The sequence below is a fragment of the Agrobacterium vitis genome (genome assembly GCF_013426735.1).
GTDB lineage: Bacteria > Pseudomonadota > Alphaproteobacteria > Rhizobiales > Rhizobiaceae > Allorhizobium > Allorhizobium vitis_D.
The window spans coordinates 245,234-261,220 of sequence record NZ_AP023273.1 but is presented as its reverse complement, the minus strand read 5'-3'; the positions used below and the strand labels follow the sequence as shown (position 1 = coordinate 261,220).

General features: G+C 57.6%; 13 protein-coding genes. 9 read left to right on the top strand and 4 right to left on the bottom strand.

The genetic code is table 11. The annotated features are described in order from the left end of the window. The first annotated feature begins 16 nt into the window (after positions 1–16). From H1Y61_RS18540 to H1Y61_RS18505, 8 genes are all read left to right on the top strand, one after another. Complete coding sequence (locus H1Y61_RS18540) at positions 17–721, top strand: MtnX-like HAD-IB family phosphatase (protein ID WP_174112511.1); 705 nt, start codon at positions 17–19, stop codon at positions 719–721. A gap of 13 nt (positions 722–734) precedes the next feature. Beyond that, the gene (locus H1Y61_RS18535) at positions 735–2,147 is read left to right on the top strand and encodes an aspartate aminotransferase family protein (RefSeq protein WP_180574993.1); all 1,413 of its coding nucleotides are present in this window, start codon (positions 735–737) and stop codon (positions 2,145–2,147) included. Positions 2,148–2,151: 4 nt separating this feature from the next. Next, entirely contained in the window at positions 2,152–3,102 is a 951-nt protein-coding gene (locus H1Y61_RS18530) for an arginase family protein (protein WP_180574992.1), read from the top strand. Further along, positions 3,102–3,455 (top strand): DMT family transporter, encoded by a 354-nt coding sequence (locus tag H1Y61_RS18525; protein ID WP_174112513.1) that lies wholly within the window; start codon positions 3,102–3,104, stop codon positions 3,453–3,455. The genes H1Y61_RS18530 and H1Y61_RS18525 overlap by 1 nt, the downstream gene beginning before the upstream one ends. After that, positions 3,452–4,333, top strand: coding sequence for a fatty acid desaturase family protein (locus tag H1Y61_RS18520; protein ID WP_180574991.1), 882 nt, complete (start codon positions 3,452–3,454; stop codon positions 4,331–4,333). Before H1Y61_RS18525 ends, H1Y61_RS18520 begins: the two co-directional genes overlap by 4 nt. Beyond that, on the top strand, positions 4,330–5,145 hold the full coding sequence (locus H1Y61_RS18515; RefSeq protein WP_174112515.1) for an alpha/beta hydrolase: 816 nt from the start codon (positions 4,330–4,332) through the stop codon (positions 5,143–5,145). The genes H1Y61_RS18520 and H1Y61_RS18515 overlap by 4 nt, the downstream gene beginning before the upstream one ends. A 61-nt stretch (positions 5,146–5,206) precedes the next feature. Continuing rightward, positions 5,207–6,355, top strand: coding sequence for a GNAT family N-acetyltransferase (locus tag H1Y61_RS18510; RefSeq protein WP_180575203.1), 1,149 nt, complete (start codon positions 5,207–5,209; stop codon positions 6,353–6,355). After that, on the top strand, positions 6,352–6,720 hold the full coding sequence (locus H1Y61_RS18505; RefSeq protein WP_180574990.1) for an EamA family transporter: 369 nt from the start codon (positions 6,352–6,354) through the stop codon (positions 6,718–6,720). Before H1Y61_RS18510 ends, H1Y61_RS18505 begins: the two co-directional genes overlap by 4 nt. Positions 6,721–6,728: 8 nt before the next feature. On the opposite strand, the gene H1Y61_RS18500 is transcribed toward H1Y61_RS18505, so the two are convergent. The 4 genes from H1Y61_RS18500 to bcsN all read right to left on the bottom strand — a co-directional run bounded on the left by H1Y61_RS18500 (position 6,729) and on the right by bcsN (position 13,519). Beyond that, positions 6,729–7,553, bottom strand: coding sequence for a MipA/OmpV family protein (locus H1Y61_RS18500; protein WP_235680935.1), 825 nt, complete (start codon positions 7,551–7,553; stop codon positions 6,729–6,731). A 214-nt stretch (positions 7,554–7,767) separates the two neighbouring features. Then, positions 7,768–10,122, bottom strand: a complete 2,355-nt coding sequence (locus H1Y61_RS18495) for a cellulose biosynthesis cyclic di-GMP-binding regulatory protein BcsB (RefSeq protein WP_180574989.1) — start codon at positions 10,120–10,122, stop codon at positions 7,768–7,770. Further along, entirely contained in the window at positions 10,119–12,308 is a 2,190-nt protein-coding gene (gene bcsA / locus H1Y61_RS18490) for a UDP-forming cellulose synthase catalytic subunit (protein ID WP_174112518.1), read from the bottom strand. The genes H1Y61_RS18495 and bcsA overlap by 4 nt, the downstream gene beginning before the upstream one ends. Positions 12,309–12,427: 119 nt before the next feature. After that, the gene (bcsN, locus tag H1Y61_RS18485; protein WP_180574988.1) at positions 12,428–13,519 is read right to left on the bottom strand and encodes a cellulose biosynthesis protein BcsN; all 1,092 of its coding nucleotides are present in this window, start codon (positions 13,517–13,519) and stop codon (positions 12,428–12,430) included. 163 nt (positions 13,520–13,682) lie between these two features. On the opposite strand from bcsN, the gene H1Y61_RS26725 reads away from it, so the two are divergent. Beyond that, complete coding sequence (locus tag H1Y61_RS26725; protein ID WP_222192612.1) at positions 13,683–15,965, top strand: tetratricopeptide repeat protein; 2,283 nt, start codon at positions 13,683–13,685, stop codon at positions 15,963–15,965. Positions 15,966–15,987 lie beyond the last annotated feature (22 nt).

The window sequence follows — 15,987 nt, the reverse complement described above, 5'->3', positions numbered from 1 at the left end:
GATTGAAGGAACCACCATGCAAGCTTTCTGCGATTTTGACGGCACGATATCGAAACAGGACGTCACTGACCTCGTCCTGGAGCGGTTCGCCCTGCCTGAATGGACCGATATCGAACAACAATGGGAAGCGGGAGAGATCAATTCCGCTGAATGCATGCGGGCTCAGATCCGTCTGTTGCAAGCCTATCGCCATGAGATTGATCGGTTTCTCGGCGACGTCGAAATCGACGCTGGCTTTCCCGAATTCCGCCGGTTCTGCCTCCAGAACCATATTCGTTTGACCATTGTCAGCGACGGTGTCGATTATTTCATTCGCCGTGTTCTCAGCCATCACGGCATCAACGATATCGAAGTGGTTGCCAACCGCATGCTGGAACCCTCCTGCGGCAACCCGACGGTTTTCGACCTCGACCATCCCTTTGCCAGCCAAAACTGCGTCACCGGATCGGGTGTCTGCAAATGCAACGTCATCCGCTCCGGCGATGCGGATCACATCTATATCGGCGATGGCCGCTCGGATTTCTGCGTCTCCAGCCATGCCGCCAAGCTGATCTTCGCCAAATACAAACTGGCGGTCCATTGCCAGGAAAACCGGATCCCCTTCATCGCCTACCGCGATTTCACCGATATCACAGCCGCACTCAAGACCTTGAAGACCAAGTCCCTGGCGATTGGGGCTGGTGCTGCTGTGACCACTGTTCCTGCATCAAAAATAGCTTAGGGAAAACAAGAGCATGCGTGCAACGCTCAAGATTGCCGAACCACCTGTCGTCTCACCTTCGGAAGACGAATTGAGAGAACTCGAGAACCTCTATTGTTCTCATGGCGACACCGTCCATTATACGGATAAGCCGAAATTCTTCGAAGGCTGCGAAGGCTCCTTCGTCTACGATGCCAGCCAGACGCCGTTTCTCGACCTGCAAATGTGGTATTCCGCCGTCAATTTCGGCTATCGCAACGAGCGGCTGAACAATGCGGCCCATCGTCAGCTCGACCAGCTTCCGCAGGTGGCATCTCAATATCTGCACCGGGAAAAAGTCGAGCTTGCCGCGCTGATTGCCCGCGATGCCGAGCAGAAGTTTGGCCATAAGGGCCGGGTGCATTTCAATGTCGGCGGCTCACAGGCTGTCGAGGATTCGCTGAAGCTGGTGCGCAATTTCACCGGTGGCAAAAGCCTGATGTTCGCCTTTGAGGGCGGCTATCATGGCCGCACGCTCGGCGCGAGCGCGATTACCTCAAGCTATCGCTACCGCCGCCGCTACGGCCATTTCAGCGACCGCGCCCAGTTCATCGAGTTTCCCTATCATTTCCGCGGCCCAAAGGGCATGTCGAAGGAAGAATATGGTGAGGTCTGCGTACAGAAATTCGCCCGCCTGTTCGAAAGCGAATATAACGGCGTCTGGGACCCCAAGGCCGGTAAATCCGAATATGCCGCTTTCTATGTCGAGCCGATCCAGGGTACCGGTGGCTATGTCATTCCGCCGATGAATTTCTTCACCGGATTGAAGAAAGTGCTTGATGACCACGGCATCCTGCTGGTCGTCGATGAAATCCAGATGGGCGTCTATCGCACTGGCAAGCTGTGGTCGATCGAGCATTTCGGCGTGTCGCCTGATGTTCTGGTATTCGGTAAGGCCATTACCAATGGTCTCAATCCGCTGTCCGGCATCTGGGCGCGCGAGGAAATGATCAATCCGACGATTTTCCCGCCCGGCTCGACCCATTCGACCTTCGCCAGCAATCCGATGGGCACCGCCGTTGCGCTGGAAACCATGAAAATGGTCGGCGAGGGTGATTTTGGCGCCAGCGTCATGGAAAAAGGCGCCCGCTTCCTCGATGGCCTGAAGGTTCTCGAAAAGCGTCACGCCATCGTCGGAGACGTCGATGGTCTCGGCCTCGCCCTGCGGATGGAAGTCTGCAAGGAGGACGGGTTTACCCCCGACAAGGCAACGCTCGACTGGATGTCGGACGAGGGCATGAAGGGTGATATGGTTGTCGATGGCAAGACCTATGGTCTGGTGCTCGATGTCGGCGGCTACCATAAGAACGTCATTACGCTCGCTCCCAACCTGATGATCAGCAACAGCGAAATCGATCTGGCCCTCACCCTGCTCGATCAGCTGTTGACCCGCGCTGCACGGAGATAGAGCCGTGCAACTCCTGCTTCTTCATCTCGATGACGCGCTGGAGTTGCAGCCCGAGTTCATGCGCACCTGCAAAATGGCAGGCGCGCATGAACTCAAAGAACAGCAAAGCGGCAGGGCTGTGCGTCTTTGGGGGCGGCAAGCCGCGCTCGATACGCTGTGGCGGAAGATCAGCCAAGCGGGACGGCAGGGGTCTGCCGAACCGCGCCTCTGCTTCATGGGGTCGGGCGATTTTCATCATGTCACATCACTGCTGATTGACCAGGCCCTGGAACGCCGCAGCGAGCGCGTGACCGTCATTCACATCGATAATCATCCCGACTGGGTGCATTTCGATGGCGGCATGCATTGTGGTTCCTGGGTAAATCGCACCCTTGCCAATCCGCAGGTCGATAAAGTCATCACCATCGGCGTTTGTAGCAATGATCTGGAGACGCCTGAGCGCAAGGGCGCAAATCTCGACCTGCTGACCAGCGGACGGCTGGAGCTTTATCCCTATATGCATCCGCCTAGCCGGGTGAAGGCCAGTTACGGTTCCGGGCAATCCTACAGGCAGCATGCCCGTGATCTCTATTGGCAGACCATCGCCGAGATCGGCGAGATGAATTTCATCGACCGGCTGCTGGCCAGTATTCAGACCGACTGTGTCTACATCACTCTGGACAAGGATGTTCTGGTTCAGGGCGATGCGGTGACCAATTGGGACCAGGGGCAAATGCAGATGCCCTATGTCCTGTCGATCATCAGCGCGATTGGTGAGCGCCATCGGATTATCGGCGCCGATGTAACGGGGGATTATTCCCGTCCCGATTATAGCGGCACTCTCTGGACCCGGATGTTGAAAAAGGGCGAGATCCTGATCGATCAACCCCGCCATACATGTCCCAGCCCGCAGATCTGCACCATCAACAGCGCCGCAAACCTCGCGTTGCTGGATATCTTCGGGGAGCAGATGTGATGAAACAAGGCCTCGATCTGTCGATGCTGGCGCTGATCCTGTTCTGTATCCTGACGGAGACAGGCCGTGAGATCTGCTTCAAAAAAGGGGCGGGTGTGGGCGATGCCAGACAGATGGTTCTGCGGCCCGTCGTCTGGGCCGGGATCTGCTTCTGGCTCGTCGAACTCCTTGCCTGGAGCCGGGTGCTTGCCAGTGTCTCGCTGTCCGTCGCCTTTCCGATCATGGCGATGAGCTATGCCACTATCACGATTGCCGGTGCGGTGATCTTCAAGGAATCCATCAACCTTCGCCATGCCGTCGGGGTCGCGCTTGTGACTGCCGGTGTGGTCTGTGTCGGAGCAACAGGACTATGAAACTTTTTGCCTATTCGAAATGGGATAGTGTGTCTGTCGCCGCAGCATTGCTGCATCTGGCCTTCAACATCTATCTGATTGCCGGGTTCGAGAGCCGGCCACTCTGGCTTTCTTTTGTGCTTGCCTGCATTTATGCGCTGTCGATTTCCTGGAATATCAATAGCATTTCCCATAACTTCATCCATACGCCCTATTTCAAGCCGGGCTGGATGAATTATGCCTTCAGCCTGCTGGAATCGATCACCATCGGCTTTTCTCAGACCTATTATCACTGGGTCCATATGCGCCATCATTCCGGCAATAGCGACCGGCCGGATGAGAGCGGCAAGACCGTTGATTTGCTGTCGATTTACAAGCACGGCAAGAACGGCGAGCCGGAAAATGTGTTTTCCTACACGTTTCTGAGCTTTTTCCGGGACGATCTGGGCGAAATCCATCGGGCTATCGCTGCCAAGCGACCGTTTGAAGCCAAGTGGGGGCGGATCGAACTGATCAGCTTCATTGTCGTCGCGCTGGCGGCCCTGGCCTATGATTGGAAGGCGACGCTGTTCCTCGTGCCGTTCTATTATCTCGGCAATTGCCTGTCGTCTCTCAATGGTTACTACGAGCATCTGCATGGCGATCCGGATGAGCCGATTGCCTGGGGCGTCAGCAGTTACAAAAGCTTCTACAACTGGCTGTGGTTCGGCAACGGCTATCACGCCGAACATCATTACCGGCCCAAAACGCACTGGACGCAATTGCCGCTGCTGCATGACCGGATCAAGGATGAACAGGAAAAAGCCGGCACTCATGTGATCAGCACCTGCCACGCGCTCGGCTTCATTGCCAAGGAGAACCTGGCCAAAGAGACCATGCCAGGCGAGGGTGTGCGATGAGCACCGATGCGCTCTCGTTTTTTCAGGAAGGAAGCAATGGCAGCGGCATCCTTCTTGTTCACGGTCTGACAGGAGCACCTGCGGAAATGCGGCTGGTCGCCCGGCAATTGCACCGGCGCGGATATTCAGTCTATGCCCCGCTGCTGGCAGGGCATGGAAAGGACGAAGCGGCTTTGCGCAAGACGCGCTGGCAGGATTGGCTTGAGAGCGTCGAGGAGGCCGGACAGGTTCTGGCCTCACGGGTCGATGCGGCGTTTGCCGCTGGTATCTGCGCCGGTGGAAAGCTGGCGCTGATGGCGGCGGATCGCCAGCCGCTGACCCTTCGGGCGGCGGCCATCTATTCGCCCTGTTTTCATTACGATGGCTGGGACATTCCCCGCCATTACAATTTCATGGCCCACAACATCCGCTGGCTGGCGAAGATCCCGTTCCTGGACCGGCTGAGGTTTCACGAAACCCGTTCGCTTGGCATCAAGGACGACCGGCTGCGCAACAAGATTGCCGCCATGAGTGGTGACGGCGTGCTGGAGAGTTTTCCTGGTAAGGGATTGGTGGAAATGGACAAGCTCGGGCGGGTGCTGAAATCCCGGCTGCCGTCTATGCAGACCCCGACGCTGATCGTTCATTCGCTTGAGGACGATGTCAGCAGCCCAAGCCATGCCCAATATATTTCGTCCCATCTTGGTGGGCCGCATGAACTGCATTGGCTACGGGACAGCTATCACATGATCCATATGGACCGACAGCATCGACACGTCGCCGATCTGACAGCTGATTTTTTCGAGGCTCATTATGTACCGAACAGAGCGTAACATGCCCGAAAACATGGCGGTGAAATCCACGGCTCCAATCAATGTCACACCGAACCCTGTCATGCTTGATGTGGCTCGCAGTTTGGATACTCGCATTGCAACCTCTATTGCCGATATTGATCGCGACGATTGGGACCAGTGCTTTCCGGGCGAGCCGGAAGCCTATGATTACCTGCTGACCGTCGAAATCGCTGGGATATCGGGTTTCGAATGGTGTTACGCCACGGTCTATGAAGGCGGTTATCTTGTCGCGGCCATGCCGGCCTTCATCACCCGTTATGCTTTGGACACCACGCTTGAGGCGGGCCGCGTCCGGGCCATGATCGGCAGGCTGCGCCGCATCTTCCCGAGTTTTCTGACCTTGCCGCTCGCCTGCCTGGGCTCGCCTTGTACAGAGACCGGCAATCTTGGTTTTCACCCCTCGGTCAGGCCGGACCGTTATGAAATGCTGTTTCAGGCCATGCTGACCAGCTTTGAGGATTACGCCCGGACACGCAAATGCGTGTTGGGTGCATTGAAGGACATTCCTCAGCCGGTGGATGCCGGGATTGACCGCGTGATCAAGGGCCATGGCTATGCGCCGCTGGGCGGTATGCCGACTGCCTGGCTTGCCATCGATTTCAACGATATGGACAGTTATTTTGCTCGTCTCTCATCATCGACGCGCAAGGACATGCGCCGCAAGTTGCGCGCGCGCGAAAAGGTCAGGGTCGAATACCACACGCAATTCGGTGACCATCTGCCACGGATCATGCAGCTTTACAACGAGACGCGAACCCGGAGCGAATGGCAGTTCGAGGAGCTGACGCCGGCCTATTTCGAAGGCATTTTGAGGACTATGCCCGGTCGGTCGTTCTGCACTCTCTATTTTGTCGGAGACGAGCTACTGGCCGCCAACCTGATGGTCCATAACGATCATACCCTAATCGACAAGTTTTTCTGCATGGATGAAAAGGCGGGTCGTCCCTACAATCTCTATTATCTCAGTTGGTTTGAGAATATCGGCTACTGCCTGAAGAACGGATTGACGCGTTATCAAAGCGGTCAGGCCTATTATACCAACAAGGTACGGCTGGGCAGCAGGCTAACGCTGAATGAAATGTATTTCCGCCACCGCAATCCCGTCGTTCAACGTCTGTTGCGCCTAATCGCGCCCTATTTCGCCGCAGATGAAGCGAGCGGAATTCAAATGAGTGAGGGTGAGGCATGAAACTGCTTCGCCTGTCATGGCTGGCCGTGCCGTTACTCAACACGGCCCAGCAGATGTTTTTGAAGCTTGGCGCAGATCAAGCCGATACCGCGCATGGATCAGCGTTTTTCGAACATGTCTTCCTGTCGCACTGGTTTCTTGCCGCAGTCGTCGCGGAAATCGTCTGTTTTATCGTCTGGATGTCGGTGCTGGCCGATTTGCCGCTCAGCAAGGCATTTCCCTTGTCTGCTGTCAGCTATGTGCTGATCATGGCGATGGCCTGGTTCATGTTTGACGAACCGGTCACGCTCTTGACACTGATCGGCACGGCGGCAATTCTGACCGGTGCCTGGTGCATCGCGACGGCGTCGAAGTCTGGGACCTGAGGCTGCGTTCAGAATGAAATATCGAAGGATTTGTTGAAGGCAATTCCAATGGTGTTCTGGTTTCTGGTCCCGAGCTCAGAGGTAACAGGAGAATCGGCGGCATCGCCCACCAGCCGCTCGAAGCGATTATAGAGTTGCACCGACATATCTGGCGAAATCGTATAGGTAGCCGAGACGGTAAAGCCCACGGATTTGATCCCGGCGCTCGCATCGAAAGCATTGATGCGGCCATTGCGGCTGGCCTCGGCTGTGGAGACGCCGAAATATTTGTTCATGTAGGATGTGTCGCCAAAGGTGGCTCTCGGCCCGGCGGACAGCAACCATTTTTCCGAAAGCGGCTGAAACCAGTCCGAGCCGATATCGACCACCAATCCACTGCCATTTGACAGCGCCTGGCGGATTTCCGAGCGGACACGCCAGACATCCGGCTTGATCCAGTATTGGACGAAGACACCGGCATCGATATCAAATTCGATGTTTTTCAGCCCGTCGAGATTGGTCGATTTGGAGGAGCGGCTGTCACGAAAGCCAACGACCGGCCCCACTTCAAACCCATGCCCACTGAACACCGTATAATCTAGATTGTCATCAGGGGCTGAGTTTTCCTCGGGCTCTCCGAACCTGCGTATATCGAAGGAGGGAATGACGCCGAACGTATATTGCTTGGAACCGGGATAGCTGGGCGCCAGTTCGACCGCGCCTCCAAGCGTGACTGTCCAGCGGCTGTCCGTATCGGCACTCGTGTCGGCGGCATGGCTGTTATGGAAAGAAAACAGCAGGCCCGACAGACAACCAGCAATTACAGCAGCTCTAGGATTTGTGACGCAAGACAATACATCTGTCCAGAATTGCACCTCTGTTGAACAGCGGTGGCAAGTTTACAGTCCGGTAATGTCATTGAACTGTCGGACAGGCCTGGTCAAGGACATTGCGAGAATCTTGCTGGTTCCCTCCTTGTTTCCTTAAGCAAAAGTGGATTTGAAGTGACAGTTAAATTGATAGCATAAGATATTGCGGCGAGAAGGGGGTAACGAATTTCCGAAAGGTTTAATGCCTGTCTGAGCCATGGCCGCGCCCCAGCCGCGCCATCAACGCATTCGTGGCAAGTCCCAGCAGGATCGCACACAGGACGAGCCCGCCTGCATAGATCACGAAATTGCCGGAGAGCCAGTTTGCCGCGACCAATCGCATGTTGCTGATGCTCAAGGGCTGCATAGACAACAGGCTGACACTGGTTGGCTCATTGACGACGATCTCCTGTTTCCTTGCATCGTAAACGCTGACGCGGCCCGAGATCGCGGCCCAGTTGCGAAGATCGGCCATATCAATGGCGCCTGTTTGTAACAATGCGCGATCAGGGGCGCTGAATGTCGTCAGGATGGCACCGTCGGCATCGACGGATTGGGACAGAAATGCACTGGATGCCTGGGGCAATGTATAGGCGGCCTCGGCACTCGGCCACAGGCTGACGGTCGCCAGATTGAGATCGAAGGTTTCTTTCATCCAGGTGTCGACGCTGGAAAAAAATTCCATGACCGTGCCGGCATCGATTTTGTCGCGCCAGGATTTGAGCTTTACGTCGGTGCTGAGATCGCCATCTCCGGCGCCTTTGGCTTTCAGGTGCACATTGGCAAATGCCTGGGGAGGAAGGTCCGGTGCGGCTCCGATGAAAATCGCATTGCGACCGGCAAAGCGTGGGGGCGATGACGCCATTTCGAGGGCAAGGGTTTGCCGGGCCGATGCGGCAAATTTGCCAAGCACGGTTGCGGCGGCGGCCAGTGTCACATCGTCATTGCGGCCTAAAACAACCATTGTCGGGGTCTTTGCCGCCGCAAAGGGAAAGCCGAGACCCGCTGTTGCAGCAAGATCGGGGGCCTGAGTCAGATGCGCGATCGGTGGCATGATGAATTGCGAAGAGCCGAACAAGGCAAACCGCGCCGTTTTGTCCGCTGTCTCACCAGGTGCGCAGACGCTGTCCTCCTGGGTCATCATCACGGCTTCCAGCCCGATGACATTTACGCCCGGATGAAAATGGCGCAGGGTAACTCGGATCGGATAATGCCGGAGAACCGCGCCTCCCTTGGACGTGATCGGAACGGTGGTCGCCAGATGACCATTGACCGTCACCACGATCTGGCTACCCGGCAAGACCTTGCTCGAATAGGCGGCGTCCAGCAATATGGTCGCGGTCCCATAATGGTTGGCGTAGAAATCGGCTGGCATGCCCACCGTGAAATCCGTGGAAAAGCGGCGACCTGAAAATTCCTGGTCGGGAAGACCGAGTGCGGCAAAGGACAGCGCCCCGGCCTTGTCCAGAATAGGTGTATCGACACCGCGCCAGGCCGAGGTTTTCAACATCCGCCGCTCGCCGTCTTGCGCAAACTGGACAAAGTTATCGGCAATCGCCTTGATGTCGCGCCAATCCGGGCCGCTGAAGGCGAGGACCGACAATCCTGGCCGGCCCGGAAGCGCCATGAAGCCGGCCATCGTGCCGTTGAGCTTTCTGGCGTCTGTGTTTACGGTATTGTTGATGCCGATCAGGCCCGCTATTTGCGATGTGGTGGCCGCCACGACCACAAGCTCCCCGGGTGCCGGTCGTGCTGGCATGGTTTTCGTGAAGCTGAAGGAGCCGTTGGCCACGCCGCTCAGCAGTGACAGGCCTTGGGCCAACTGGAGCAAAGCGGGAGTGGCAGATGGCTGTTCGAGATCCGGTGAAACGATGGTGAAATGGCTGCGGCCTTTTTCATCGACACCAAGTGCGCGCACATCGTCGAGACGTTTCATGCCGTTGGCGTCAGGGTCCGCAAAGGTCAGATAGGTTTTTGATGCATCCACTTCCGTCCACAATTCATAGGTGGATTGGATGGTGCAGTCAGTGCGGTGCCGTTGCTCCGCGGCAAAACCGATCCGGTTAAAGCCCGGAACAAGAACGCCTCGCGGCACGGAAATCGTATTTTGCTGCGCAGATTGGCCGCCTCTGATCGGCAGGTTTAGAACCGGCGTGTCATTGATGGTGATAAGAATGTTGGAGGCTTCCGGCGCAACCACCAGCGCGTTGCTATAACTCAGCACCAGCTTTGCATCGGCTGAGGCTTGTTCCGGTGTCAGATAAATCGACATCGCCTGCCGGGCCAGTTCGCCTTGAAGTTTGAGAACCGGCGTCGTCAGCAGGTAACGGCGTGACAGGCTCTCGCTTTGCTGTTGTGCCGGGCGGTTGGACAGGGGAATGCCGGGGATAGGCGTAGTCGGGACGGGAACAGGTGCCTTGGTCGCGGGCAGGCCAGGTATCGGCGCGCCCGGCATTGTATTGCTTTCGGGGCTCATGTCGAAAGGCGCCATCTGGGCAAGTGCTGACCCAGCGCCGGCCAAAAGCATCAAAATCAGGGCAAAAGCTGTTTTCACTGTTCGCCCTCCTGCTTTGCGTCGTTTTTGGCTTTCGAAGAAAGCAGCAGGAGCAGATAATGCAGGCCACGCAGTGTCTGTGTGAGAGACAGGCGCAGGAACATCCAGGCTCCTCCTAAAAGGCCAGGATTGCGCCGCCGCGACTGTTGAAACAGGCTCCACTGCTGGGCATTGGCAAAGATCAGATCAGCGATGAATTCATGATGGCGCACGGTTTCCGGGAGATAGCGGCAGCCGATTGAGACGATGTCACCATTAAACTGAAAATGACGGATATTGACAGGCAGTTCGGCCCATTGGTTTGTACCATGCGGTTGAAACGTCACGGCGGCCAAAGTGTCCCGCTTGAAGATTTCGCGGTCACGGGTAAAAATTTGCAGGCTGGCACCGTTGACCGACACATCATCGATCATTGCCGGATAGGTTTTTCCACCCACGGAAAACTCGCAGCGCCGGCTGACCTGCACACGACGCGACGACTGTCGCTCTCCCCGCTCCGAGACGACGCCCAGTGCGCATCCGGCCATGATCAGATTGACCAGGTTCCAGCCACCGACCACCAGTGTCACGTCAAACCTGTAGGGATCGCTGTAGAGCCTGTAGACCGTCACCGCAAAAGCAAGCAGCAGGATAAAGAAAATCAGGAAAAACGGCCGACTGATTTCAGACAGACGGCTTTCCGTCACGCTTTCATCCTTGGCGGTGACCTTGAAAGTCGGTCGCCGTGGGTCCCACATTACCGAGAGGATAGCCGGCAGCAGATGGATCGATTGCACATATTCGTAAAGCTCCGAAATCCATGGCCAGCGGAAGGAACCATAGAGGTAGTTCTGAACCATCAGGTTCACGAGCATGTAGGACAGGGTATAGGCCATGAATTCGCCGCCCGAGCCCATGAAAATCTGCAGATCGAAAAACAGGTAGAACAGCGGCGCCATCAGGAAGATCGCCCGGGGAAAGGGAAACAGCCAGAACATCGTCGATGACATGTAGCACAGCCGCTGTGGCAGGGTCAGGCCGCGCTTGAGTGGTGGAAAACGGAACCGCATGATCTGCATCATGCCCTGCGCCCAGCGGCTGCGCTGGCCGATAAAACTGGCAAAGGTGGCCGGTTGCAGCCCGGCGATTAGCGGCATATCGACGAAAACACTGTTCCAGCCGCGCGAATGCAGCTCAAGCGCGGTTTCGCAATCCTCGGTGATGGAAAGGCCGCTGAAACCTTTGGTTTCAAGTAGCGCCTCGCGGCGCAGCACGGCGGCTGATCCGCAGAAAAATGCCGCGTTCCATTTGTCGAGGCCGCGCTGGATGATGCCGTAGAACATTTCGTTCTCGCTCGGCATCTTGTTGAACGTGTTGAGGTTTCGCTCTACCGGGTCCGGGTTGATGAAGAAATGTGGCGTCTGGACCAGAAAGAGACGCGGGTCATCCCCGAAATAGCCGACGGTTTCCTTGAGAAAGCTGCGGGCCGGAGCGTGGTCTGCGTCGAAGACGGCGATCAGTTCTCCGCTGGAATGGTCGAGACCATTGTTGAGATTACCGGCCTTTGCATGTTCGTTGCGCTCGCGCGTCAAATAGCGCACGCCAAGCTGGCTACAGAGCGCCTGGAGCGCATGATAACGTTGCTCGGCGAATTTTGCTGCCAGCAGGTCGGTGGATTGACGCTTCTGCTCGGTCGAACCGTCATCCAGCAGCCAAACGGTGAATTTGTCAGTCGGATAATCGAGATTGCGGGCCGCAGCCAGCGTATTGGCCAGCAAGGCTTCGTCTTCATTATAGCTTGGCACGAAGATGTCGACGATTGGCAGTTCTTCAGCGGCAAGCGTGCGAAAAGGCTTGCGTGGCGGCAGCGGCATGGACACCACGAACAGGCTGAGAAACAGCATCAGGACGCTGTACATCTCGGCCAGATAGACAAGCAGGCCGGGGATGAAATTTTCAAGCTGGTTGACCGGCGGCAAGGTACTACTGGTGCGCCAATAGACATAACGCAGCACAATAGCAGTAGAGAGCGCGAGAAAAACAATCCGTCCGCGTCCTTCGATCCGCATCATTCTCATCACCGAGACGATGATGAGAATGATGAATGTCGTCACCAGTTGTGTCCGGGTGTCGATGGGCAAAAATGTCAGGGCCAGCATCGCCGCCGCGCAGATCAGCCAGAGCAGGAAGCGGACCAAAAACACCATTGTCTAATCCTCAAAATCCCGGTCAAAGGGGACGCGTTGTGGCCAACGCGATGTAGCGGATTTTTCGCTTATGGCCACCAAGCTCATGGGCGCCATCCAGCTCATGGGCGCCATCCAGCTCATGGGCATTGTCCAGCTTGGGTTGCCCCAGATTGGGCCGAGCCAGATTGGTCCGAGTTTGCGCCCATGCATGCGGGCGATGGCACGACAGAACCGGGTCTTGCGGTCTGTGCGGACGGGCTTGTCGCGCCCGATCGGTTTGGCGAAGGCATTGCTCCATGAGCGCCACCGAGAGCGCCACCGATCTGGCCGGGTGACGGAACGATCGTGTTTTGCGTACCCGCTGGTAATGGCCGGGGATTAGGTGTCAGGGAACCAGGAGCGGCAGACTGTGATATCGCCGCGTTTGTCTGGGCCGGACGCGGCGCGCGACGCTCGGTGGGATATTGAGACTGAGTGACAGCTGAGGCTGCCGGGACCGGCAGAATGGGCGTTGCCGGAGGATAGATCGGTGCGCTGCTGCCGCCCAGGCGGGCGTCGAGCGGGGGAGGGCCGCCGTAAGGGTTCCAGCCAGGGCTATCGACGGTGCCGGCAAGGGTAAAGCCATACATCAGCGACAGAAGCTGCTGTTCGCTTGCCAACTTGTCGCAAAGGCGCATACGAATCTGAACGGTTCCGCCATCGACAAAGGGGCCACGCTGGCCCTGCCGGGCGCGCAATTGCTGCCAGGCATAAAGGCAGAGGTCGTTACCGCTTGAGCGGCCCACCGCATAGCCGAAAGGCCCAAAATCATTCTGCACCACGTAAGGCGCTCGGGTCATGGCGAGGCCCGGTAAGGTGCCGCGCATTTCCGAATTGATCCGGGCGTCGGTCAATGAGGCCGAGGAGAGGGCGTTATCGCCGTAGCGACTGGGATTTTCCGTTCCGTAAAACCGTACCTGCACGACATTTTGTCCCGGAACCGTCGAATTGGTCGACAGGGCAATTTCCTGCTGCACCGCATTGCTGAAGCGCTTTTGCGTGACGCCGACGATGGAGAAGTCGCCAGGCGGTGGTAAAAGCATGGCTTGGTCTGCAGAGAGCGCCCGCGTTTCGTCGTTCAGCCGCACCGGATTGCCAGCGCAGGCAGACAGAAAAGCCACAAGAACAAGAGCGGGCGAGCAGAGTGTGCCCCGCAACAGTCCCGCTAGAATCGGTCGGTCTAGAATCATAGACTCGTCTTACGCCAGAAATTGCACTGACGAAATTTAAAACCTTTCAAAGTGCAAGACTTCCCTCCCGATCCGATCAAAATAAACCATTTCTTTACCCTAACAGTTAAAAGTCAGATCTTATTGGCTTTGCATTTCGGCCGATAATGCGGACGGAGTTCTCATGCGTACATCACTCATAGCGCTTATAGCGATTGCGGCCGGAGCCGTGGGTGCCGTGGGGGTTCTTCCGGGCCATGAGGATCTTGCGAGTGTTTCGAAAAATTCGCAGGTCTCCGGCCAGGATGGCCGTGAGGGCGAGGATGCTGGCGAGCAGGTTCAGTCTGGAAAGTCCGAGCGCCTGCCCGCGCCGCGGACCATGCCGGTGCAATTGCTGGCAGAGGCCGGCGCGCCCGACCAGTTAGCGCCCACCCGAGCCAGTTCGCCGCTTGCCCCTGGTGCTGGCCCACAGTCTGCTGCGCCGGCAAAGCCTGCCGAAGGTGGAGGGTCTGGCGAAAACAGTCGTCCATCGGTTGATGCCAGCCGCCCATCGGTTGATGAGAGCGCGCTGCGTTACTTTGCGGCCCGTGGAGATACGGTTCGGTTGCAGGCTGAGATTTCCCGCCTGCGCATGCTTTATCCCGGCTGGCAGCCGCCGGAAAATCCAATGTCCATCACAACCGGGGTCGATAGTTTCGTACAGTCTCTCTGGCAGACCTATGCCGACGGTCGCTATGATGAGGTGCGCAAAGCCATTGCCGGGCGCCAGCAGAATGAACCCGGTTGGATGCCGCCGGAGGAATTGCTGGGAAGCCTGAGGCTGGCTGAGGCGCGCCAAAGCCTGGTCAAGGCGTCCGATGAGAAGCGTTACGACAGTGTTATTTCATTGGCCTCGGGGGCGCCGGAACTGCTGACCTGTACGGAGGTCGATGTTTTGTGGCGCGTTGCCGAGGCTTTCGCCAGGACGAGCAAGCCGGAACGCGCCCGCGATGTCTATGCCTATGTGCTGAAAACCTGCCGGACCCCACAATTGCGACTGGCATCCATGCAGAAGGCAAGCACTCTGTTGCAGCCCGCTCTGCTTGAAGACCTCCTGAAGCTCGAACAGCCCAGTGCTGACGGGCACCCGGAATTCGACGGCATTCGTGACGATATTGCCCGCCAGATCGTGGCGCGCGCCGGACAGGATGTCGCGATTGCCGTGCCGGGCGTTGAGCTGGAGCGGTTGGAAAAGGCTGCCGAACGCGAAGGAAAAGCCAGCGATGCCCTGCTGCTCGGCTGGTATCATTACCGCCGCAACGACATGGCCACCGCGAAGGAGTGGTTTGACCGTTCCTACGCAAAAGAGCCAAATGCCTCGGCGGCTCAAGGGTTGGCCCTGACGCAGGTGGCGCTTGGCACACCGGGCGAGGCGGAAAATACCATGTTCCGCTTTTACGGCACCGATCAGCAGGCGAGGGCTGTCTATCTTTCGGCGGTTGCCGCATTGCTGTCGCAGGACCCGCCAAAGGTCATCGACAATGGCGTGTTGTCCCGTATGGCGCCTGTCGTCATTGCAGCCCGCAATGCGGCGGCAGCCGAGCAGTTCGGCTGGTATGCGAGAGCGTTGCAACAAATGTCGACGGCGGCGGACTGGTTTCGGCTGGTTTTGTCCTGGGATGCCACCTATGAACCTGCGGCCTATGGTCTGGCCCTTTCCCTCGACACTCTGGGCGACAAGACCGGCGTGGCGCAGATCAAGGCCAAATGGGCCGGCCAGTCCGACCGGATCGCCGCAGTCGGCGAAACCAGACCTTCCAGAGACCGGCTTGCGGAAAAACAAGCGGTGCGGTCTGCCGACCGATCGGCTGGTGCCGAGATGGGGAGTTCCCCGTCCGGGGTTGTCAGCCAGACACGCTCAAGACCGACCATGGTGGTCTTGCAGCAAGAAACCGGAACCAGGCGGTCTGGCTGCTCATCAACCCTTCCTGCCGGACAATTGTCGCCGCCAGAGGCTTTGATGCGCGGCTGGTGCCTGATGGATCTCAAGCGTCCGATGGAGGCAGTCGAGGCGTTCGACAGGGCATTCAGCGGCGGCGACCTGCCGCTTCGTCAGGATGCCGCCTATGGCAAGAGCCTGGCGCTGCTGCGCTTGAAGTTGACCGATAAAGCTGCTGCTGCTGCCGCGTCCGTGCCGCTTGGCAAGGAACGGGCGCGTGAGCTGCAATTGGCGATCCTGGCTGACCGCGCTGTGGGCGCGTTCCAGCTTGGCCGTGCCCGTGAGGCGCTGATTGCGCTCGACCAGCGCGCGCGCCTGATGCCCGAACCGCAGGATCTGCTTTTGTTGCGGGGCTATGCCTATCAGAAACTCGGTTATGTCGGTGAGGCGCGCCAGATCTTCCAGACACTATCAGATGTCGGCAATACATCCGCTCTCAAGGCCTTGGCCGATATCCGCGCCAATGATCCCGGCGAACCGCATGGTTGATGTCAGGACTGGATGCTGCCAT

Bases quoted from the DNA above. Each gene is read 5' to 3' on its own strand.
- H1Y61_RS18540 (WP_174112511.1), top strand. From the start codon at position 17: ATGCAAGCTTTCTGCGATTTTGACGGCACGATATCGAAACAGGACGTC.
- H1Y61_RS18535 (WP_180574993.1), top strand. From the start codon at position 735: ATGCGTGCAACGCTCAAGATTGCCGAACCACCTGTCGTCTCACCTTCG.
- H1Y61_RS18525 (WP_174112513.1), top strand. From the start codon at position 3,102: ATGAAACAAGGCCTCGATCTGTCGATGCTGGCGCTGATCCTGTTCTGT.
- H1Y61_RS18520 (WP_180574991.1), top strand. From the start codon at position 3,452: ATGAAACTTTTTGCCTATTCGAAATGGGATAGTGTGTCTGTCGCCGCA.
- H1Y61_RS18515 (WP_174112515.1), top strand. From the start codon at position 4,330: ATGAGCACCGATGCGCTCTCGTTTTTTCAGGAAGGAAGCAATGGCAGC.
- H1Y61_RS18510 (WP_180575203.1), top strand. From the start codon at position 5,207: ATGCTTGATGTGGCTCGCAGTTTGGATACTCGCATTGCAACCTCTATT.
- H1Y61_RS18505 (WP_180574990.1), top strand. From the start codon at position 6,352: ATGAAACTGCTTCGCCTGTCATGGCTGGCCGTGCCGTTACTCAACACG.
- bcsA (WP_174112518.1), bottom strand. From the start codon at position 12,308: ATGGTGTTTTTGGTCCGCTTCCTGCTCTGGCTGATCTGCGCGGCGGCG.
- bcsN (WP_180574988.1), bottom strand. From the start codon at position 13,519: ATGATTCTAGACCGACCGATTCTAGCGGGACTGTTGCGGGGCACACTC.
- H1Y61_RS26725 (WP_222192612.1), top strand. From the start codon at position 13,683: ATGCGTACATCACTCATAGCGCTTATAGCGATTGCGGCCGGAGCCGTG.